Origin of the sequence: Fodinibius sp. SL11, assembly GCF_052060035.1 — a bacterium.
Taxonomy (GTDB): Bacteria; Bacteroidota; Rhodothermia; order Balneolales; family Balneolaceae; genus Fodinibius.
On sequence record NZ_JBPOEA010000001.1, the window covers coordinates 569,408 to 590,365 of the forward strand.

Genomic DNA, 20,958 nt, shown 5'->3' on the forward strand with positions numbered 1-20,958 from the left:
TCTCAATATTTCCTTATTTTTGGAGGCTTGCCAATTACGGCGAGCCTTTTCTTTTAGAACCGAAATAATGAACAACAAATGCCCACTTGGACATTACATACAGAATTTAAATTTGATGCTGCCCATTTGATTGAGGGCTATGACGGTAAATGCGGACGTATGCACGGACACAGCTATAAAGTGCATATTTCAGCGGAATCGGATAAGTTGAATCCCTCAAAATACCTTGAGGCTGATGATATGGTATGTGATTTCAAAGAATTGAAGTGGGCGGCAAAAGGCTCAGAAAAGGGAGGGTTAGACCATTCTGTCTTGAATGAGGAGCTGCCGGTAAATCCCACTGCTGAACGCATTGCAGAATTTATCTATAAGGAAACACAGCAGCGCATTCCCGACGGTATCAGGTTAAATGTGACAGTTTGGGAAACGGAAAATAGCTGGGTTGAATATACCAAAGACCATGTTTAACGAGATTGATCAGGAAAAGTTAGAAGAGCTTATCGACCAGGATGAGATGCGGTCGGTTGAATATCCGCTGGTGGAGGATTTCTACACCATTCAGGGCGAAGGTGCTCACAACGGACGACCCGCCTATTTTATCCGTACTGCGGGATGTGACGTCAATTGCTGGTGGTGTGATGTCAAGGAAAGCTGGGATGAAGAGCAACATCCACCGAAAACAGTTGAGCAGATTGTAAGTGGGGCAAAGGAAAGCGGCGCTGAATTTGCTGTCATCACCGGTGGAGAACCGCTGTTGCACGATCTTGATCCGCTAACATTTCAGCTTAAACAGGCTGGATTACAAGTCCATATTGAAACCAGTGGATCGTCACCTATTTCAGGATTTTTAGACTGGATCACATTATCGCCCAAACGATTTAAAGAACCACTGGATGATATTTTTCCCTATGTGGATGAGCTGAAAGTAGTGGTACTAACCAATAAAGATTTAGAGTGGGCAGAGAAGAACGCGGCCAAATGTCCCGATAGCACACAACTGTTGCTTCAACCCGAATGGGAAAAAGAGGGGGCAGTAGAGCTTATCGTCGATTATGTGAAAGAAAATCCCAGGTGGGGTATCAGTCTGCAGACCCATAAATTTATGGGGGTTCGATAGTGACCAAGCAGGAAAATCATTCTGTAGTTATCACCGGCGCCAGTCGCGGTATTGGTCGTCGGATCGCTCAGGCTTTTGCTCGACACACAGATTTTGCCCTTCTACTTATTGCACGCACAAAATCAGATCTAAAAGATACCCAAACACTGTGCAGGAAAATTGGGGATAATGAAGTATCCATTTCGGCTTGTGATGCTGTAAATCCAAAGGCTGTTCAGAAACTTGCGTTGCCCAAAGGATTTCCGACTCCAAAAATTATCATTAATAATGCCGGTTCCTATCTACTCAAGAAGTTGCAGAAGACATCACACGAAGAATTTGCCGAACAAATTCAGACAAATCTATATTCAGCCGTCAACATAACACAGCGGTTTTTGGGTGATCTAAAAACAAAACCTCACGCCTTGATCATCAATATTTGTTCAGTGGGGGCTATAGAAGGACTGGAAGACAGCGGTGCTTATTCCGCCTCAAAGCATGCGTTATTGGGATATACACGCTCTCTCCGCAAGGAATTACTGGAAACTGAAATTGGCGTCACAGCTGTTAATCTGGGGCAGACGCAGTCTACATCGTGGGAGGGATCACTCATAGATCGCGATCTGTTGATCGATCCTGATGATGTAGCAGAAATTATACTGAATTTGACTCAATTATCGCCGAGAACGGTGGTTGAAGAAATATTGGTCAAACCGCAACATGGTCGCGTGCCACCGATGTAATGAGATAACCTATGGCCTGACGCTATGCGAGACCATCAGGAAATCGAGATTTCGTTATGGAGATGAGAGTTAAGGCTTGGTTCTTCGAGCCACGCCACTTTCATAAGCAGCCTCTTCTACCGCTTTGGAAACCTTGCGAACGACATCTTTACTAAAGACGCTCGGTACAATATATTCCTCACTAAGTCCTTCTTGATTAATACATTCGGCAATAGCATGCGCAGCTGCCAACTTCATTTCCTCGTTAATGTCGGTAGCTCGTGCATCCAAAGCACCGCGGAATAATCCCGGGAATGCTAATACGTTGTTGATCTGGTTCGGGTAATCGCTTCGCCCGGTTGCAATGATTCGCGCAATATCTTGAATCTCTTCGGGCATTATTTCCGGTACCGGATTGGCAAGTGCAAATACGATGGGATCATCAGCCATTTTTTCTATTGCTTCAATGGGGACCGTTCCAGGTCCGCTAACCCCAATTAATAGATCAGCGTCTTCAGTTGCATCCAGTAGGGAGCCGGAAAGATTATCAGGGTTGGTGTTCTTTGCGACCCACTGTTTGCTTGAATTAAGCTCATCCATTTTATCGCGATTGATAATACCGCTCCGGTCGCAACAAAGAATTTCTTCTGCACCTGCCTCTAACAAAATCTTGGTAATCGCTACACCGGCAGCGCCAACTCCAACAATCACGGTTCGAAGATCAGACAGATCCTTCTCAACAACTTTTAAAGCATTAATAGTAGCGGCAAGTGCGACTACGGCCGTTCCATGCTGATCATCATGAAAAACCGGGATATCAAGCTCTTTTTTCAGCTTTTCTTCAATTTCAAAGCAGCGTGGTGCCCCGATATCTTCCAGATTAATTCCACCAAAACCGGGCGACATCCATTTAACAGCATTGACAATTTCATCTACTTCCTGGGTCTGCAGACAGATAGGATAGGCATCCACATTAGCAAACTCTTTAAACAACATGGCTTTCCCTTCCATGACGGGCATCGCGGCCTCAGGGCCAATATCCCCCAATCCTAATACAGCAGAACCATCACTAACCACAGCTACAGAATTTTCTTTGATCGTGAGTGAGTGAACCTTCTCTTTATTATCGGCGATAGCTTCACAGACACGACCCACGCCCGGGGTATAGGCCATTGAAAGGGAGTCGCGTGTATCAACAGGTACCTTGTTTTTAATGCGAATCTTGCCGCCCAAATGGAGTAGAAATACACGGTCAGAAACATTGCGAACCTTTACACCGTCAATTGCTTTAACAGCCTTAACAATAGCTTTGGAATGCTCTTCATCACGAGCACTTACGGTCAAATCCCGAACTTTATATTTTCCCTCCACTTTAACCACATCAACGGCGCCGGGATCACCTTTTTGATCTGCAATTTCGCTTAATATTTTGGCCAGCATACCGGGTTTGTTTTTAATGTATAAACGCATGGTAAAACTGTAGCTGACACTGGGTTGTACTTCACTCATTGGGATATGCTTTTCCGTTTTAAATAAATTCTAAACTCAAAAATTACAAGCAGCAAAGTTACAATCCTTATAACTGTGCAACAAATTCTATTCCCTGATTTTCTCTGCTGCATCTGTAAAGCAGATGATTTTTTAAATGTGGGGTCAAATATTGTTCTCAATTTAAAGTGTTGTGCAGTAGTAGTTAAAAGTATCATTGTATTTTGCTTTACATCTTTTTTCCTTTATAAACTTTGAAATAATATTCATAATGATATATTCAAATTGGTTTAAATTTGCACTAAAATAATTTTTATGAAGAAAACAGCTCATTTTACTGTTCTTTGTTTTGCTTTATTGTTGATGTTCGCATCACAGGGGTGGTCGCAGTCATCACCGGCTGAGGCGTTTAAAAATGTAATCATCCATACTGCTGATGGAAAGCTTATCAAAAGTGGAACTATTGTTTGGAGAAACGGTGTCATTACTGACGTCGGAAAAAATGCATCGATTCCATTTGACGCCTATGTCCATGATGGAGGAGATAGTCTGCATGTATATCCGGGATTTATTGATGGATTGGCTCTTTGGGGAAGTCCTGATGTGGATGAAAATGTGGGAACTCCCAATGTGCCTGGTAATCCCGGTTATGGACGGGCCGGAATACAGCCCGAACGTCAACCTTCTAAGATATTGCAAACAGATAGTAAAGCCCTATCCGAAGCACCTAAGCATGGATTTACAACTGCCGCATTAGGCCTAAAGGGACAAATGCTGCCCGGACAGGTTGAGTTGTTTTTTATAAATGGGGAAGAGACAAAAGATCTTCTTTTAGAGTCAGGGATAGGACTGATGGCCCAATTTGAGGAGGCTCAGGGGCAAGCTTATCCCTCCACAACTATGGGAGTTATGACGCAATTTCGACAGCTCTTCAACGATGCAAAAGCTTTACAGCAACAGGAGCAGTATTTTGCTTCGGTTTCATCGAATTATCCCGCACCAAAAAAGAATGAAGTGCTCGAAGCACTCTATCCGGTGATGAATCAGCAGCAGCCGTTCTATTTTGTAGTTGATAGCAAAGAAAATATTGAGCGTGTATTTCAGCTGCAGGATGATCTTGGTTTTGAGGTTGTTATTGTATCCGGAAAAGAAGCCTATGAAAAGGCTGATGAGTTGAAACAGCGTGATATACCGGTATTAGCCAGCATTGATTTTCCAGAGGAACCCGAATGGCGTTCAAAGGAAGAGGACGAAGATGAGCCTGAGATTACAGAAGAAATGCGCATCTTCAGAGATAAACAGGAAGCAGCTTACAAAGCTGATATCCAAAATATTGCCAAGCTTATTAACAGCGGGGTACAAGTCGGATTTGCTTCAAATGGCTTAAAGCTATCAGATTTGGGTAAACACCTTTCTGTTTTACAAGAGGAGGGTGACCTTGATCCAGAAGAAATATTACAATTGTTGACACAATCTACGGCCGATATTTTGGGATACGGCAACCGACTCGGTAATATTACAGAAGGTCGAATTGCCAACTTTACGGTCTTTGACAAGCCGTTTATGGAAGAAAAAGCAACGTCGATTTATTCCATTATAGATGGAAAGCTTAAAGAATTTGAACAAGAATCTTCTGAGGAGTAAGTATTATGAAGAAGTTATTTTTAGCAATATTAATTTTTTGTTTTAGCCTAACGGGCTATGCCCAAGAGAAGGGTTCAGTTCTTATTAAGAATGGAACCCTTATTACAATAGCCAATGGCAATATGCCCAACACGGATCTATTAATTAAAGACGGCATAATCAGCGAAATTGGTAAAGATATTTCTGCTCCGCGCGGTGTCAAAACGGTTGATGCCTCCGGAAAATATGTTATGCCGGGTATCATTGATGCTCACTCGCATATTGCCGGGGTCGATATCAACGAATGGACAAATCCTGTTACAGCTGAAGTTTCAATGGAGGAATCCATCAACCCGAATGATATTAATATCTATTGGGCGCTGGCCGGTGGTGTTACGTCAATTCACTTGATGCATGGATCTGCGAATGTAATTGGCGGGCAGAATGAGACCTTAAAGCTCCGTTATGGGGCTAATATGGATGAGATGCGTTTTGAGGATGCTCCTCGAACCATCAAGTTTGCATTGGGCGAAAACCCGACACGTGTACATGGGCAAGGGTTTGACGTACAACCACGAACTCGTATGGGCGTTGAACAGGTCATCCGCGACCATTTTGATGCAGCCATTGATTACCGGCGCAATCGAAAGGAATACCATGACGCAAAAGAAGCGTACGAAAATGGTGATCGGTCCACGCCACCCGTACCGGTAGCTAAAAATGAGCGGCTCGAAGTGCTGGTTGATATTTTAGAGGGCGAAGTGCTCGTTCATACACACTCATATAGAGCTGATGAAATAAGCATGCTTATGCGTGTTTTTAATGACTATGGAATTGAAGACTATACGTTTCAGCACGCAAATGAGGCTTTCAAGGTTGCACCGGAGCTCAAGAAGAATGGTGCTTATACCTCGGTATTTGCCGACTGGTGGGCCTACAAATTTGAAGTGTACTATTCGACGGCTTACAACGCTTCTATCCTAAATGCGAATGGCGTAAAAAATAGCATTAACTCCGACAGCGGAGAGTTGATACGCCATTTAAATCATGAGGCAGCCAAAGCAGTACACTATGGTAATACTTCCAAGCAAGATGCCCTCAAAATGATTACCCTAAATCCAGCTGTCCAACTGGGAATCGATGATAAAGTAGGTAGTTTGGAGGTAGGAAAACATGGCGATGTTGCCATCTGGGACGGCCATCCGCTGAGCATCTACAGTAAAACACTCAAGACATTTGTAGATGGAAAAAAATACTTTGATCGTGCTGAAGATGCCGACGATATGCGGTTAAAGATTGACGCGGAACAGGATTTCGATGAAGCCTCAGGACGTTGGTACAACGAAAATGGTCGTCATTCAGAAACATGCCTGCAGGGTGCTGAAATTCGTTTTAGCAAGCAGGGCATGAAACTTCAAGGCAATTAATTACAATGACCAAAGACACAGAAATTATTATGACGTATTTGAAAAGCATTTTATCAGCTTGTCTCTTGGTACTGTTATTGGGGATGAGCGCAGAAGCCCAGATAACTGAAAAGGCTGAATTCGGGAAATTTGCTATTACCAATGCCACCATTCATACGGTTACTAATGGTGTTGTTGAAAATGGAACCGTTCTGATAAACGGAGAAAAGATTACCGAAGTTGGTACGAACATCAATATTCCTTCCGGGTATAAACAAATTGATGGATCAGGCAAACATGTATACCCAGGTTTTATTGATGCAGGGACACAGCTCGGACTGCAAGAAATTGGAGCGGTGGCTGTGACAAATGACCAGGCAGAGCTTGGTGATTTTAATCCCCACGTACGAGCATTTACCGCTATTAATCCAAGCAGTGTCAATATTCCTGTAACACGGGTCAATGGTGTTACGAACGTAATTTCGATGCCTGTCTCCGGACGATTGGCAGGTAAGGGCACACTCATCGATCTCTATGGTTATTCTCCTGATTCTATGGCTGTTAAACCTAATGCAGCGATACACTTAAATTGGCCAACTTCTAAGAAAGGCGGCTGGTGGGATGACCGATCAGACAAGGAGGTCGAAAAGGAATATAAAGAAGATCTGAAGAAGCTCGATGATTTTATTTCTCGAGCCCAGTTCTATGAAAAAATGATGACGGATTTTCAAAATAATCCAGATAACAAAGAACAGCCTGATAAGGATAAAAAGATGCAGGCTATGCGAGAGGTTGTACAAGGAGAAGTTCCGGTTATTATCTCGGTCGATGCCAAAAGTGATATTTTGGATGTTATTGAGTGGACCAAAAACTATCCTGAAATGCAATTTATTCTGGCCGGCGTAAGAGACGGCTGGCGGGTGGCTGACGAAATAGCCGAAGCTGGACTTCCATGCTTGGTTTCTACGTTATATACCCCCGAACGCGATTATGATAATTACCAGCGTCCTTATCAGAATCCCGGTAAGTTGCATGCTGCTGGCGTAAAAGTTGCTATTGCAACCGGTGGGGTCGAAAACGTACGAAATGCTCCATATCATGCTGGATTTGCTGCAAATTATGGTCTTGGCCAACAGGAGGCTTTAAAAGCAATTACTATTAATGCCGCCGAAATATTTGGTGTTGAAGATAAACTTGGTAGTATTGAAGCCGGAAAGCAGGCGAATCTTTTTATTGCAGATGGCGATCCTTTTGAGCCGATGAACCATATTACGGATGTCTTTATCCGGGGTAATAAAATACCAATGGTAAGTCGCCACATACAGCTTTACGAGCAGTATTTAGATAGAGGGGCAAAAACGAATTAAATTTACTTCCTGCTATAATTATAGAGGTGCGGCATGAATAATGTCGCACCTTTTTTATTTTAAAGTTTCGAGTTATTTAATTGGAAATATATTTAACCATCTAAAATACATTATATCATGATTTCTGAGTCATACCGTGCTGCTGTAGTTCAGATGAACAGCCAAACGGAGCTGCAGGTCAATTTGGATTCGGCCTACCGGTACATCAAAAAGTCTGTAGATAAGGGAGCCAGGGTCGTGGGATTGCCCGAAAATTTTGCATTCCTCGGAGGGCTTTCTATGCGAATGGAAAGGGCAGATACTATTGCTAAACAGGTTCCTAAATTTCTTTCTGACACTGCCAAAGAGTTTGGAATCTATCTTATGGGTGGGAGTTATCCTGTCCCGGTAGAAAATGGGAAAGTATATAACCATTCTCCATTTTATACTCCCGATGGAACAGAAGTGCAGGACTATAACAAAATCCATCTTTTTGATGTTGACCTGGATAACGATGAGTCTTATCGGGAGTCTGATTATGTGCAAGCCGGGGATCCTGAACCAGCAGTTTACAAAAATAGTGAAATTGGCAACTGGGGACTTTCAATCTGTTATGATCTGCGTTTTCCAGAGCTCTACAGGGAGCTTGTTGATAAGGGAGCCGAGATATTATCGATTCCTTCTGCATTTACGTATACGACTGGACAAGATCACTGGCGTCCGCTGTTAAGAGCTCGTGCTATTGAGAATACGAGCTATGTGTTTGCACCCGCACAAACCGGATTACATGGAAAAAATCGAAAGACGTGGGGTCATGCAATTATCATCGATCCTTGGGGGCGTGTTATCGCAGATGCGGGGCAAGAACCTGGTATTGCAGTTGTAGAGATAGATCCTAATAATATTCAGCAGGTACGTAATCAGATTCCTTCCCTTAAACATCGCAGAATCTGAGTTTTCGGATCAGGAAGCCTTGGTATATTGATATATTAGTTGATCCAGCATAAGGAGGATGGCGGAAAGACTACCGAGAAGAATTACACTCAGCAACGGTTCCCAGATTACAAACCCACCAATTACCCCCAAAATGGCCCCCAGGTATTGGATATAACGCAGCTGTTCATTGGTCGCCGAGCGTATGATGTTTGAGATATGCTGTTCATCATAACTCCGTAAATTTTCCTCTACCAGAGCATGCACATTTAGCTGATTGATAAGTTTATAAAGTAGGTTGGTGACGATATTTTCGATGTTTTCACTATTCTTATCAATTTTCCGTGGCAGTTGATCTAACAAGTCATCCAGCTTATCCAGGCCACTTTCTACCGAAGTGGGAATTTGCACCAACGCTTCTTCGATTATTGATTGCATCTCTTGACCTTTTACAAAAGTATAGGTTTTTAGCGCAATTTTTTCGAAAGATTTATTGTGCAAGGCCTCCTCAATTTGGGTGAGAATACGTTTGGCAAGTGCTGCTCTGATTTCAGGATCAGCGATCATTTCATCAAGATATTTTAACACCCACTGTTTAATATCACTTCTGAATTGGGGATCATCAATAATACTTTTGATATATCGCGTTGAAAGCCTCCGGTAGCGGCCAATGATATTAGAATCTGTAATTTTCTTTTTGATGATCTCGGGATTGATGAGGTCTTCAGAAACCGCTTGAGCCAAGCGATGTGCAATACGATTTTTCTGTGCCGGTATCAGGCCATGTCCGAAAATAGGACGTTTTTCGGCGGGCTTAAAAAGCATGGTAATAGCTATCCAGTTGGTAAAAAAACCTATTAAACCACTGACACTGAGTATTTTTAAGAGTCCCTCAAATTGAAGATGTTGTCCCCAAATAGCAGTTGACAGTCCATTAAAATCCCAATAAAAAGAAACCCCGAAAAGCAGTATCAGCAAATATGGAATAAGTGACAGAGTCGATATAAACGTGCTGCTATATAGCTGCTTGTGTTCCGGTTGGCGCTTGGATTCCGCAGTTGGCTTTGCAATTTCTTCAATCCGAGTATAACGACTAATAATCTGCCAAAGATTCCGGGCATGTTCACGTGTTTTGTCTTTGGCGGTATCCAACGCACGATCAGACTTATTTTTAGGCAGGTGGTCTACGCTCATTACCGTTAACTGTTTATTAAAATGGTTACGGATAGCTATACGTAAATATGGGTAAGTAGTTTAGGATCTGCAATTGGAGATTTGTTATTGCAGTTTTTTAGTCCTGCTGAGATAAAAATCCTCTTTTTTGGTCATCTTCTCCTTTTCTCCCGTGGATTTATCATCGTATCCTGCCAAATGTAGCAGACCATGGATATAGATCCGCAAAAACTCTCGTTCCGTGGATTCGTTAAATTCTTGGGCTTGTTCGATGATTCGCGGTGCACAACAGAACATCGTGCCTTCGATATCCTGATTCGTATCGGCATCATCATATCGAAAGGTAATAATATCGGTCACGTAATCTCTGTTGAGATGCTCCTTATTGATCTGCACAATCTTTTCCTCATCAACGAAGACAACCTCCACAAAGTTAAAACTACATTCTTCGTTTTCTGATAATTGGTTGGCAATAGCTTGACACAATGCTTGCTCAAGAGGAGGGGATAAATTCGTTTGGTTAAAGATTTGAATATCAGGAAGTTCCTTTGCCATTAATATCAATCTTCATCAAAAGAAAAGTCATCAAGATCTACAGATTCGGTAAGTGACAGGGCAATGGCACTCATCATCAAGTCTTCGGGCAACTGTGTAAAATCGCTATTTAAGATCGTTTCGCTTACGTTCGCATACAAACTGCAACCGGCGCCGGTTTCAACAATAAGACCTGATGTGCGTTCGTTCTGGCGTCCAAAGAATGTTACCTGTTGTAGCATATCACTGGCAATAAAAGCCGTGCAGTTGTGAAGCTGTAAAAATGTATTTTGGGCATATACCGAAACCATGTTTGAGTTTTCGCCTTTAACCTCGAGGCCAAGATGTATCTCGAGGGCCAAACGTCGGTTTTCTTCTTCATTTACTACCTCAAGACGAAAAACATCATTGCCAAGGGGCTTGGCTTTGGTTTCAAGCACATTGGCGATAGCATCGATATTTTCTTTAGTAAACTGATGAACCATTGGTTCGCAATCTTATGCAATCATTATTTTGATTCTGTGAAATATACCATTCACAGCTTTAAATTAGAAATTTTGGCTGCGTAGTTCATAAAGTAAACTTGAACTTTTTACAGTTGGAATCGATCAAACTCTTTTTTGTTTTCTTCTTTGGTAGCCGGAACGGAAATTCGTTCACCCGTTATGGCGTTAACTCGATCATGCAGGGCTGTGGCTTCTTCATCATTACCATTCATAAAGTAAATGCGCTGTATGATGGTAAGGTGGCTGATGGATCTTGAAATATCGCGGGCTATTTGTTGACGTTGTGACCCAATACCCTGCATACGTTGCTTCAAACGACGCTGAGCCTCCATATTAGCATTATTGCGTGCCTGTTCAGCCTTTTGGTTTAGTTCTGATATTTCGTTTTGGATGTCATCGTATTCCGCAATGGTATTTTCAAGGTTTTTCAATACGTTCTCTTCGAGCTGTTTCGCCAACTCATAGGCATTTTGGGTATCGCCCACATCTGCATAACTGTAAGCATAGAGTATCGTTGAGTTAATGTTATTATCATTAATATTAAACGGCAGTTTCTCTTCACCCCACTCCAACCAGTAGCTCGCACTGTCGGGCATGCCTATCTGGCTGTATTTATTAGCCAGCTCGGTGATGCTAAACCGATAATTACCCAACATGCGACGAATGTTTTCATCAAAGTAATTATTGGGATTATTCCATTCTCTAAACCGGAAATTTGAAAGTCGTTTAGCATGAATACTTGGATCCATCCAGCCATAGCCCTGTGATTGTCGACGCTGAGGAACTACGCGGAAGGCCTTGCCTTCGAAACGGAAGTAAGGCTGTAGGCTCATTTGACTCTGATTGGATACGGTATTTGCAAAATAAACCGGTCGCAACCAATTATTATTCCGCAGGATATCTAAAATAACCTCATCCTGAACCTGAGTATAGTATCGTCGGTTACCCTGACGATCTTGCCCGGCTGAACGCCCCTCATAGTACCAGGCCATTTCGTTATCCAGTGAATCAATAGGGATTTGATAACCGATTTCAGATAAATTAAAGCCGAGATCCTTACTGAGATCAACACCTGTTGCTTCTTTGTAATTTTCCATGCTGCTAAATGCATTTTTCAACATGTTTTTGTTTACAGGAATTCTCAGTGTGTCAGGATTATGCATCGAAAGACCACTGGTCAATTGCTCAACTTTATCGTCATCAAAAGAAATGGGAAGGGGAGCAGATTCATGAGACCATTGATCTCTTAGCTGTTTAATATACCAATCCGTATTAAGCAAGCTAAGGCAGACAATACGAACATCGGTTCGCACGCCTTCCACTTCCTGAAGGTACCAAAGCGGAAAGGTATCGTTGTCGCCATTAGTAAAGAGTATAGCGTTAGGAGCTGTTGAATTGAGCAGGTTGTAGGCATAGTCCGGGGCTACATAACGTTCACTTCGGTCATGATCATGAAAGTTTTCCATGCCCATCCACACCGGGGCAGCTAAAAATAGTATACCGAGAATAGTATAAGAAGCAATCTTACTTGATTTAAGATAATCTTTAACTAATTCTACTAAACCAATGCCACCCATACCAATCCATATAGCAAACACAAAGAAAGAACCTACGTAGGCGTAGTCGCGTTCGCGCGGCTGCATGGGGGTCTGGTTTAGATAAAAGATGATGGCCAGTCCTGTAAAGATAAACAATGCTAAGACTGATAAGGCACGTTTCCAATCATTTTGAAAGTGGAATAGCATTCCGAAAATTCCCAGCAGAAACGGGATATAGAAGTAGCTGTTGTGGGCGGGATTTTCTTCATGTGCAGTATCTGTAAATCCGGCTTGCCATCCCGCATCCTGAATGTCGGAATCACGACCTATAAAATTCCAGGCAAAATACCGCCAGTACATATGGTTAACCTGATATCTCAAAAAGAAATCCCAGTCGCTTGAATATTGGGCGTACTGTTGCATATGCTGAGGGTTGGTAGAATAGCGACGAGGAAAGAAGGTCTCTTTATCACGATTAACAGTTCCCTGGCTGCTATCATAGGTATTACCGGTTAATAATGGGGTCTGTCCGTATTGTTTGCGTTCCAGATAATCGATAAAAGCTTCAACCGTCTCGGGATCATTTTCATCAATGGGAGGATCGGCAATAGAGCGGATAAAAATAAGGGAATACGAGGAGTAGCCGATTAGAATCATTGTGTAACAAAGTATTACGATATTTGCTACTCGGTGCCCATTCTTGTGGGTGTAATACAGGCCGAAACTCATAGCAATCAATACAAGGATGATGAAGCCCAATGGACCAATGAGTCCATAGCTGGCGTTGGTAATCCATTCCATAAGACTGGGAATCCCCTGAATAGTACCGGGATAAACCAGTAAAAAGGCACCCGCAGAAACCGCCATTAGGACACCAAATGATTGATAGCTGAATTCATACTTTTTGAAATAAATAATCAGTGCTACAAAAAATAGGGCGAGGAGGTTAAGCAGGTGGATGCCCAACGCAATCCCAAAAAGGTAAGCAATGAGAATAACCCAACGCTCATTGTAAGGCTTATCGTGATTTTCGGCCCAAACAAGAGCCAACCAGACAACCAAGGCTGTAAACAACATTGACAGAGCATAAACTTCGGCCTCAACAGCACTAAACCAGAACGTATCGGTTACGGCAAAGGTAGCAGCACCAAGTAGAGCACCCCCATACATCGCAACTTTATCGATCTCAAGCATATTTTCGGGTGCGCCTTTCCATTCTCGCATTAACCGCATAATAATCAAATATAACAGCATTACGGTAAGTGCAGAGCTCAAGGCACTAATAAAGTTGATGCTGGCCGCTACGTAAGCAGTAGGCATAAACATAGAAAACAGACGACCCAGTAAGGAATAAAAGGGAGCCCCGGGAGGGTGATTAACCTGCAGGCCGTGACCAACAGCTATAAATTCTCCGGCATCCCAAAAGCTGGCGGTGGGGGCCATCGTTAACGTGTACAAGATAAGAGAGGCAAAGAAGGTAATTAAAGCTAACGTACGGTTGGTTGTCTTGTGATTCGAAAACATTCGTACCTGATACTTTAAATGCTGTTTAAAAATGGATTTCTTTAGCAGGCAATAATAGCCATAGGCATGATAGAATCAAAATGTTAATAAAGCCTTACCGCCCGCTGACAAGATTGTTAAACGATTATTAATTATGAATATTTTTTTATAAAAGTAGTAACAATTTGCTGTGTCGGTTGCCACTTCGCCAAAAAATCATTAAAAATAGACGCAGATAATTTTGAACTGTTTAACTGATAAAGTCAGCTTTCTATGAGCAGCAAAAACGGATCAGGGGATCTATTTTCAACAAAATTGGGGCTTATTCTGAGTGTATTGGGGATCGCCGTGGGTACGGGAAATATTTGGCGATTTCCTCGCATTGCCGCACAAAATGGCGGGCAGGAGGGAGCGGGGGCTTTTCTCATTGCCTGGATCAGTTGCTTATTCCTCTTTTCCATTCCACTAATTATTGCTGAGTACGGTATTGGAAGACACGGCCGAAAAGGCATCATTGGCTCGTTTATCAACCTGGTGGGTAAAAAATATGCCTGGATGGGTAGCTTTATCGGTTTTGTATCTACAGCAATTATGTTTTACTACAGTGTAGTAGCCGGCTGGTGTTTATACTATCTGATTGAATCCATATCTGCAGGCTTACCGGCAAGCATGGCTCAAGCCGAAACGGTGTGGTATGGTTTCCAGGGATCTATGTGGCCCTCGGTTTTCCATGCAGTAATGATTGGCCTCGGCGGATTAGTCGTCGTCAAGGGGATCTCATCCATAGAGCGCATTAATAAGGTGTTAATTCCATCATTGTTACTCGTGGTCGTTATTTCGCTCATTCGGGCGGTTATGCTTCCCGGCAGCTTTCAGGGTATTGAGTACCTGTTTACCCCCGACTGGTCTACATTGACGCAGCCCAGTCTTTGGCTCGAAGCACTTACACAAAACGCATGGGATACCGGCGCCGCCTGGGGACTTATCCTAACATACGGCGCTTATATGCGTTCCAAGGATGATATTACTATCAGCGCCTTTCAAACCGGTATTGGGAATAACATTGTATCATTACTGGCAGCCATGACCATTTTTGCGACCGTTTTTGGCACGCTTGGAAGTAGTATGACCAATGGAGAGATCCTCGATATTATGAAAACTTCTGGTCCCGCTTCAACAGGACTTACGTTCATGTGGATGCCTCAACTTTTCAACGAGATGGCCGGGGGTAAAATATTTGCCATCCTGTTCTTTTTAGGATTGACGTTTGCTGCGTTCAGTTCACTTATTTCTATGATTGAGCTGGCCAGCCGCGTTTTTGTGGATATGGGATTTCCCCGGAAAAATGCTACCATTGCGATTTGCATAACTGGATTTCTTCTGGGGATGCCATCAGCGATTTCTACCGATATACTTGCCAATCAAGACTTTGTGTGGGCGGTAGGATTAATGGTTTCCGGTGCCTTTATGTCGTTTGCTATTATTAAATTTGATCCTGAGAAGTTCCGTTCGACTATCGTAAATACCGGTGAGCACAAGTATGAACTGGGCAAATGGTGGTCGGTAATTATAAAGTATGTTGTGCCGGTAGAAGTGATTTCGTTACTTATCTGGTGGATATATCTCAGTATTACATCTTACGCCCCTAACAGCTGGTACAATCCGCTTAGCGCTTTTTCTGTGGCGACTATTGCCGTACAGTGGGGCATTGCAATGGGACTGTTTTACCTCTATAACGATGACATTGCAGAACAGACGACCGGGGAATCTACCTAACCTGTTTGGAATTCATTTTTTGATCTATTGATTGTAGTGAATCTCTGATTTCTTTGAGTACCGCCAGAGTAGATTCTTCGGTTTCTGTTGATGCGGAGGAAAACTTATTATCGGTTACTTTATCACGCTGCTCTAAAACCTGGCTTCGAAAGTCCGATGCATTCCTGATACCGACGAGTGTAAGATCAGCTTGTCCCTGGCCACTGCCACCTGCGGTTTCTACCTTCAGGATACTTAACCCAAAATATTTAAGCAGGGGACCTTCTTTAAAAGTAAGATCTTGAATTTTATCCAAAGGAATAGTGCGCTCTACATGGAATAGCACCCCTTTCTCAAAACGAAGGGCTCGTGAGGTTAGCTCAGCGCTCAGACGATCAAAGTATTTGTTAATCAGAATAGGGGCTATAATAAAATAAATGGGGAGTAACACAATGCCTACAATAGTTACGATTGAGAAAAGCATCCCATAGACCAATAGATACCTCTTTATTCGTGGATTGAACTCAGCTTGTTGTAATATTTTTGTTTTTGTAGCCATAAATATCTTTTGAAAATTGGTGGAGAAGTATCCAGTTAAATAGTGTATTATGGAATCCCATCAAAATAATTCAATACCAACTGTCGCCCCTATCCAGAAAACATACTGGCGACCCTTGGCTTCAATATCAAATATTCGATAGGGCGCATAGTCATCGCTTTCCTGTAATCGAGAGATCAGCATATTAAAAGTGGGCCCACCATAAACTTTAAGCTGTTGATTGAATTTCTTTCCGAATAGAAGACGATATTTAAATAATGAATTTAAATCTTTGGTCCAGTTACCCTCATTGATTTTAAAGTACGAAAAATCAGTATGGAGATCGTACCCCTCATATTCATGTAGTCGACCAATACTCCATCCGACCTGCCAAACATTACGATTGAGAAACGGATTATATCCAACAGAAAGCATGTTGTAGACTTCTTGGGTTCCCAGCTTAATGCCAACGTTTGTAAAACCGGTCTCATTGGTCCACAAATCAATATTTTTCCTACCGTCTCTATAATAACTTATAAGGCCGATTGGTACCCCTTCAAATTTGTCCCCATAATTTATTAATCCGGCTTGAATACCCTGGCCTTTATCCACAACATTTACCATCCCAAGTTGAATGCCTTGAAAATCATGACTTATATTTACCGAGCTGAGGCTGATTCCCTGAAAAGATTTTGAATAATTTAATCCCCCTGAGGTAATAATTCCCTGCATGTCGTGGCGAGAAATATTGGTCAATCCTCCGAATAACAATCCTTGTATATTTCCGCCCGAAATATTACCCAAGCCCGATACTAATAGCCCCTGAATATCATTTTTAGCTATGTTAAATCCCCCCGAGCTTTGCAGCCCTTGGATACTGCCCCCGGATGCGTTGAAAATACCTGCGAATTGTAAGCCCTGTATGTCAGTTGAGCCCCAATTACCAATGCCTGATATTTGTATTCCCCGCATTGCTTTACCGCTATAATTTCCCAATCCAGCTATTTGAACTCCTAAGGTGTGATGTCCAGAGTAATTCCCAATACCGGCTATCTGAACACCTGAAGCATAATACTTATTGGCATTGATCAAGGTACCCAGCTCAAATCCCTGATGTAGCGCACCGTGGTATCCCCCTAATAAGTTAAAAGAGTATTTTGAGGCATAACCTAATGCATCAATACCGTTGGAGCTTAACCCAGGTACGAGCGTTACCCGATAAGTGCGGTAGTTTAAACCATAATTTTGCCAGTCTTGATCGGTATGGTCTTGTGCTTGTGCCGGTTGAGAAGTGAATGATAAGGTTATGAATAGGGTGGCAAATAAAAGATGAATCTTACTCATTGGAATCTTCAAATACTGTGATTATTGTTTGGGATTTTAGACAGGATACATTTACGAAACCAAACAAAATTTGTTATAGGAAAAGCAGTACTTGCAGTTTTCCCTCCTTAAATCAGAAAATAGTAATCCCGGTATAAAAGATATTTGAATCTACTCCCGGATTAATTTGTCCAAACTGTCCGTTAGACATGTGGTGATATTTATATCCAAGAGAAAAAGAGAGGTTGTTTAGTACCATTATTTCTAATCCTGCTCCTAATTCAAGTGTAAAATTAAATTGAACACCACGATCATCGGGAAAAGGTTTTTTAAAATACATAAAGCCTGTTGAGGTCTTAAGAAAAGGCTGTAGGGTATTCGTTCTATTAAAATTAAACTGAAATCCTAAAGGTGCTATCCCAAATCCACTATAAGAACCGGATTGATATCTCTCGGTATCGGAAAGTGAGTAATTAGCTGCTAAATTGGCTTCTGCAGTATATTCGAGGAGATGTTTATTGTTGTAAGTCAGAAGCTTTCGATTGTATCGGAGAGTATAAATATTGAGCTTTGCCTTTGGGATCTTCCCCCAAAATCCCTTAGTAGAAGTAAAGGAATGACCGGCAACAAAATTCATCTCATGGATATTCACTTTCTTTTTATTAACCCATGTAAATCGATCAGTAAATTTTGGATCTGATTTTTGAGTACTATCATAATTTGGGGCTTGCCCAAACCCAATTTTACATACTGATAAAAAAAGTATTAATGTAATTAATGCATTCTTAATCATTAGCGTAGTATATTGTAATACAATTAGTTATAGTGTAAGTCTAAAATTATTATCGGTCATTTTCTTCTGCTTCTATAAAGACCCGTTTTACAAGTGGGTATTCCTTTTTTATCTGGGAGGATATAGTTGATATATTCTCCTCAATATTATTTACATCCATGGTATTCTCAAAATTGACACTAAGATTCAGCAGGATGTAATTTGGGCCCATGTGCATCGTCAGTACTTCATTAACCCCGGATATAAAGTTATAATTGTTTGCTAAATTGGTAATTCCTGTGACGATTTTCGGATCAGCACTTTCACCAATCAACAACCCTTTGGTCTCATAAGCAAGCCATGCAGCCGTGATTCCCAATATTATCCCAATGATAATGGAAGCGATACCATCAAAAATATGAAGCCCTGTAAATTGACCTAACGCTATTCCAAGAAATGCTACAATTAAACCCAGCATCGCAGCTGAATCTTCAAATAAAACAACAAACAACGTTGGGTTTTTCTCTTTACGTATGGCTTCGTAGTAGCCTCTGTCACCGCGTGCTTGATCAAACTCCTTCCAGGCAAAATACCAGGCAAAGCCTTCAAATATCATAGCCAGTCCCAAGACAACATAATTTATGATCGGATTTTGCACCGGGTGAGGATCCATCAGGCTGTGAATACCTTCATAAATAGAAATACCTGCACCGACCGCAAAAATCATAATAGCAACAATAAAGCTCCAAAAATAAATTTCTTTGCCGTGCCCAAAGGGGAACTCTTTATCGGCTGGCTTTTTGGCCTTTTTCAATCCTAACAATAATAAAAGCTGGTTGCCGGTATCAACAGTGGAGTGAATACCTTCCGACATCATCGCTGAACTTCCTGTTATTACCGAAGCTATAAATTTCGTAATGGCGATGAGTGCATTTCCAATTAATGCAGCGTAGATAACTTTTTTTGAAGATGCGGCCATGATAAACGGAATTATGTACTACAAAGACGTGATATTATTTTAATATAGGTCAGTTCAATTATAGGTAAATAAATTGGGTTCCTAAAAGGATATAAAAAGGTAGATAGTTAATTAAAAATTGTAAGGATTCCCTCCGGGTACGGTCTTACTAATAAAACAACAAAGGAGAGTCTTATGGCAAAATCGGTATTGCTTAGCGAGATTCGTACAGAGGTTAGAAGAAGGAGAATGAGTTATCGCACCGAGCAAACCTATATTGGGTGGATCACTCGTTTTATTTACTATCACAATTTAGAACATCCCAAGAATATGGGGGAGCAAGAAGTGGTCGAATTTTTAAACCACCTTGTTACCAATCGGGAGGTCCCGGATTCCATTCAAAATCAGGCCCGGCAGGCTATACATTTTTTATATCGTCATATTATTGGTAAGCCTTTGCCATCGTTAAAGGGCTTAGTGCAGGGGGAGACTCCATATATTTGCCGTTCGCGGAATAGTAATAGAAAGCAACAGGTCTCGGCAGGATAGGTTAGGGCTGGCCATTTCCTTTGGAGCGGCGTTCTTGAAAAAATTGCTTAAGAATCCACTCGCAGTCTTCTTCCATAAATCCATGCATTACATCAACTTGGTGATTTAACTTATCACTTGATGTAATATTGAAGACACTTCCACAGCTTCCTGCCTTAGCATCCAGCGCACCAATAACTACCCGATCAACTTTTGACCAAACCATAGCGCCAGAACACATCGGGCAGGGTTCAAGTGTTACATACAAGGTACAATCTTGTAGATATTTTTGTTTAAGCGTGGAACATGCTGCAGAGATGGCCAACATTTCGGCATGAGCTGTAGGATCGTTCAGTCGTTCCGTTTGATTATATCCCTTCCCAATAATGCTACCATTTTTAACAACTATGGCACCCACGGGAACTTCTTTTTCTTCATAGGCTTGTTCAGCCAGAAAAAAAGCCTGTTGCATAAACCGAAGATGTTTTTGGGTACCGGAAATATCAGAATTCATTCTATTTGCTTCCTTGGGTATCAATTAACTATTATCAGCTTGACAATATGAATCAGAAAATACGGCAAATGGATGGAGTTAAACAACAAATAATTGCACTGCTGAAAGAGAATATCCGTAATATTCCAGACTTCCCTAAACCGGGTATTCAATTCAAGGATATCACGACGCTCTTGCGAAATCCAGATACGCTGGAACTTACTTCTCAGGTGTTGGCACGTCCATTTCGCCGCATGAATATTGATTACGTGATTGGGTTAGAGTCTCGCGGATTTTTATTTGGTACCAATCTTGCGCAAGACCTGCACGCTGGTTTTATTCCCATCCGCAAGCCGGGGAAGCTCCCAGCGGATACTGTTTCGGCGACCTACGCGCTTGAATATGGTGAAGATACAATCGAAATGCATAGCGATGCTTTTGACGAAGGAGATCGAATCCTTATCCATGATGACTTAATAGCAACTGGAGGATCGGCAAAAGCAGCAACACAATTAGTCGAAAAACTGGGAGGACACGTTGTGGGGTATTCGTTTATTATTGAGTTGGAAGCCTTGCAGGGATGTGACCAACTACCTGAAGATGTACAAAAAGATATCCTCATTTCTTTATAGTGGGCGTTATACCTATTTTTTAAGAGATTTTTTATCCTATTTTATTCGATTATTGCCAACCTTAGTACTGTCATAGGTAGGTGTAAGGAAC

20 protein-coding genes are annotated in these 20,958 nt (G+C 41.9%); 10 read left to right on the forward strand and 10 right to left on the reverse strand.

Features of this window, described 5'->3' with window-relative positions; all coding sequences use genetic code 11:
• Positions 1-78: 78 nt before the first annotated feature.
• Genes ACQ76V_RS02260 through ACQ76V_RS02270 form a run of 3 tightly spaced genes read left to right on the forward strand, consistent with a single transcriptional unit; the run spans position 79 to position 1,839 of the window.
• Positions 79-468 carry a 6-pyruvoyl trahydropterin synthase family protein gene (locus tag ACQ76V_RS02260; RefSeq protein WP_440998837.1) on the forward strand — a complete coding sequence of 130 codons (390 nt, stop codon included), beginning with the start codon at positions 79-81 and terminating at the stop codon, positions 466-468.
• 46 nt (positions 469-514) lie between these two features.
• Entirely contained in the window at positions 515-1,117 is a 603-nt protein-coding gene (locus tag ACQ76V_RS02265; RefSeq protein WP_440999025.1) for a 7-carboxy-7-deazaguanine synthase QueE, read from the forward strand.
• On the forward strand, positions 1,117-1,839 hold the full coding sequence (locus ACQ76V_RS02270; protein ID WP_440998838.1) for an SDR family oxidoreductase: 723 nt from the start codon (positions 1,117-1,119) through the stop codon (positions 1,837-1,839). Before ACQ76V_RS02265 ends, ACQ76V_RS02270 begins: the two co-directional genes overlap by 1 nt.
• A gap of 69 nt (positions 1,840-1,908) precedes the next feature.
• Here the strand turns inward: ACQ76V_RS02270 and ACQ76V_RS02275 are convergent, their stop codons facing one another.
• Positions 1,909-3,327 carry an NAD-dependent malic enzyme gene (locus ACQ76V_RS02275; RefSeq protein WP_440998839.1) on the reverse strand — a complete coding sequence of 473 codons (1,419 nt, stop codon included), beginning with the start codon at positions 3,325-3,327 and terminating at the stop codon, positions 1,909-1,911.
• A 294-nt stretch (positions 3,328-3,621) separates the two neighbouring features.
• Here ACQ76V_RS02275 and ACQ76V_RS02280 point away from each other — a divergent pair, with 294 nt between their 5' ends.
• From ACQ76V_RS02280 to ACQ76V_RS02295, 4 genes are all read left to right on the forward strand, one after another.
• Positions 3,622-4,950, forward strand: a complete 1,329-nt coding sequence (locus ACQ76V_RS02280; protein WP_440998840.1) for an amidohydrolase family protein — start codon at positions 3,622-3,624, stop codon at positions 4,948-4,950.
• Positions 4,951-4,955: 5 nt separating this feature from the next.
• Complete coding sequence (locus tag ACQ76V_RS02285) at positions 4,956-6,356, forward strand: amidohydrolase family protein (protein WP_440998841.1); 1,401 nt, start codon at positions 4,956-4,958, stop codon at positions 6,354-6,356.
• 5 nt (positions 6,357-6,361) lie between these two features.
• Positions 6,362-7,702 (forward strand): amidohydrolase family protein, encoded by a 1,341-nt coding sequence (locus ACQ76V_RS02290; protein WP_440998842.1) that lies wholly within the window; start codon positions 6,362-6,364, stop codon positions 7,700-7,702.
• 117 nt (positions 7,703-7,819) lie between these two features.
• Positions 7,820-8,635, forward strand: coding sequence for a carbon-nitrogen hydrolase family protein (locus ACQ76V_RS02295; RefSeq protein WP_440998843.1), 816 nt, complete (start codon positions 7,820-7,822; stop codon positions 8,633-8,635).
• Positions 8,636-8,644: 9 nt separating this feature from the next.
• Here the strand turns inward: ACQ76V_RS02295 and ACQ76V_RS02300 are convergent, their stop codons facing one another.
• From ACQ76V_RS02300 to ACQ76V_RS02315, 4 genes are all read right to left on the reverse strand, one after another.
• Positions 8,645-9,808 carry a DUF445 domain-containing protein gene (locus tag ACQ76V_RS02300; protein ID WP_440998844.1) on the reverse strand — a complete coding sequence of 388 codons (1,164 nt, stop codon included), beginning with the start codon at positions 9,806-9,808 and terminating at the stop codon, positions 8,645-8,647.
• 84 nt (positions 9,809-9,892) lie between these two features.
• Complete coding sequence (gene ybeY, locus ACQ76V_RS02305; protein WP_440998845.1) at positions 9,893-10,342, reverse strand: rRNA maturation RNase YbeY; 450 nt, start codon at positions 10,340-10,342, stop codon at positions 9,893-9,895.
• A gap of 5 nt (positions 10,343-10,347) precedes the next feature.
• The gene (locus tag ACQ76V_RS02310; protein ID WP_440998846.1) at positions 10,348-10,806 is read right to left on the reverse strand and encodes a hypothetical protein; all 459 of its coding nucleotides are present in this window, start codon (positions 10,804-10,806) and stop codon (positions 10,348-10,350) included.
• Positions 10,807-10,913: 107 nt separating this feature from the next.
• Positions 10,914-13,889, reverse strand: a complete 2,976-nt coding sequence (locus ACQ76V_RS02315; protein WP_440998847.1) for a protein O-mannosyl-transferase family — start codon at positions 13,887-13,889, stop codon at positions 10,914-10,916.
• A gap of 252 nt (positions 13,890-14,141) precedes the next feature.
• Between ACQ76V_RS02315 and ACQ76V_RS02320 the strand changes: the two genes are divergently transcribed.
• Positions 14,142-15,644, forward strand: a complete 1,503-nt coding sequence (locus ACQ76V_RS02320; RefSeq protein WP_440998848.1) for a sodium-dependent transporter — start codon at positions 14,142-14,144, stop codon at positions 15,642-15,644.
• Here ACQ76V_RS02320 and ACQ76V_RS02325 read toward each other — a convergent pair.
• The 4 genes from ACQ76V_RS02325 to ACQ76V_RS02340 form a co-directional block, all read right to left on the reverse strand.
• Positions 15,637-16,182, reverse strand: a complete 546-nt coding sequence (locus ACQ76V_RS02325; RefSeq protein WP_440998849.1) for a PH domain-containing protein — start codon at positions 16,180-16,182, stop codon at positions 15,637-15,639. The genes ACQ76V_RS02320 and ACQ76V_RS02325 overlap by 8 nt on opposite strands.
• A gap of 60 nt (positions 16,183-16,242) precedes the next feature.
• Complete coding sequence (locus ACQ76V_RS02330; protein WP_440998850.1) at positions 16,243-17,505, reverse strand: LA_2272 family surface repeat-containing protein; 1,263 nt, start codon at positions 17,503-17,505, stop codon at positions 16,243-16,245.
• A gap of 112 nt (positions 17,506-17,617) precedes the next feature.
• On the reverse strand, positions 17,618-18,277 hold the full coding sequence (locus tag ACQ76V_RS02335; RefSeq protein WP_440998851.1) for an acyloxyacyl hydrolase: 660 nt from the start codon (positions 18,275-18,277) through the stop codon (positions 17,618-17,620).
• Between the two features lie 49 nt (positions 18,278-18,326).
• Positions 18,327-19,235 (reverse strand): cation diffusion facilitator family transporter, encoded by a 909-nt coding sequence (locus ACQ76V_RS02340; protein WP_440998852.1) that lies wholly within the window; start codon positions 19,233-19,235, stop codon positions 18,327-18,329.
• Positions 19,236-19,409: 174 nt separating this feature from the next.
• Here ACQ76V_RS02340 and ACQ76V_RS02345 point away from each other — a divergent pair, with 174 nt between their 5' ends.
• The gene (locus ACQ76V_RS02345; protein WP_440998853.1) at positions 19,410-19,763 is read left to right on the forward strand and encodes a site-specific integrase; all 354 of its coding nucleotides are present in this window, start codon (positions 19,410-19,412) and stop codon (positions 19,761-19,763) included.
• A gap of 1 nt (position 19,764) precedes the next feature.
• Here ACQ76V_RS02345 and tadA read toward each other — a convergent pair whose 3' ends face one another.
• Positions 19,765-20,256 carry a tRNA adenosine(34) deaminase TadA gene (gene tadA, locus ACQ76V_RS02350; RefSeq protein ID WP_440998854.1) on the reverse strand — a complete coding sequence of 164 codons (492 nt, stop codon included), beginning with the start codon at positions 20,254-20,256 and terminating at the stop codon, positions 19,765-19,767.
• Positions 20,257-20,303: 47 nt separating this feature from the next.
• Here tadA and ACQ76V_RS02355 point away from each other — a divergent pair, with 47 nt between their 5' ends.
• A complete protein-coding gene (locus ACQ76V_RS02355; RefSeq protein WP_440998855.1) occupies positions 20,304-20,867 on the forward strand; it encodes an adenine phosphoribosyltransferase in 564 nt (187 codons plus the stop codon).
• Positions 20,868-20,958: the final 91 nt, after the last annotated feature.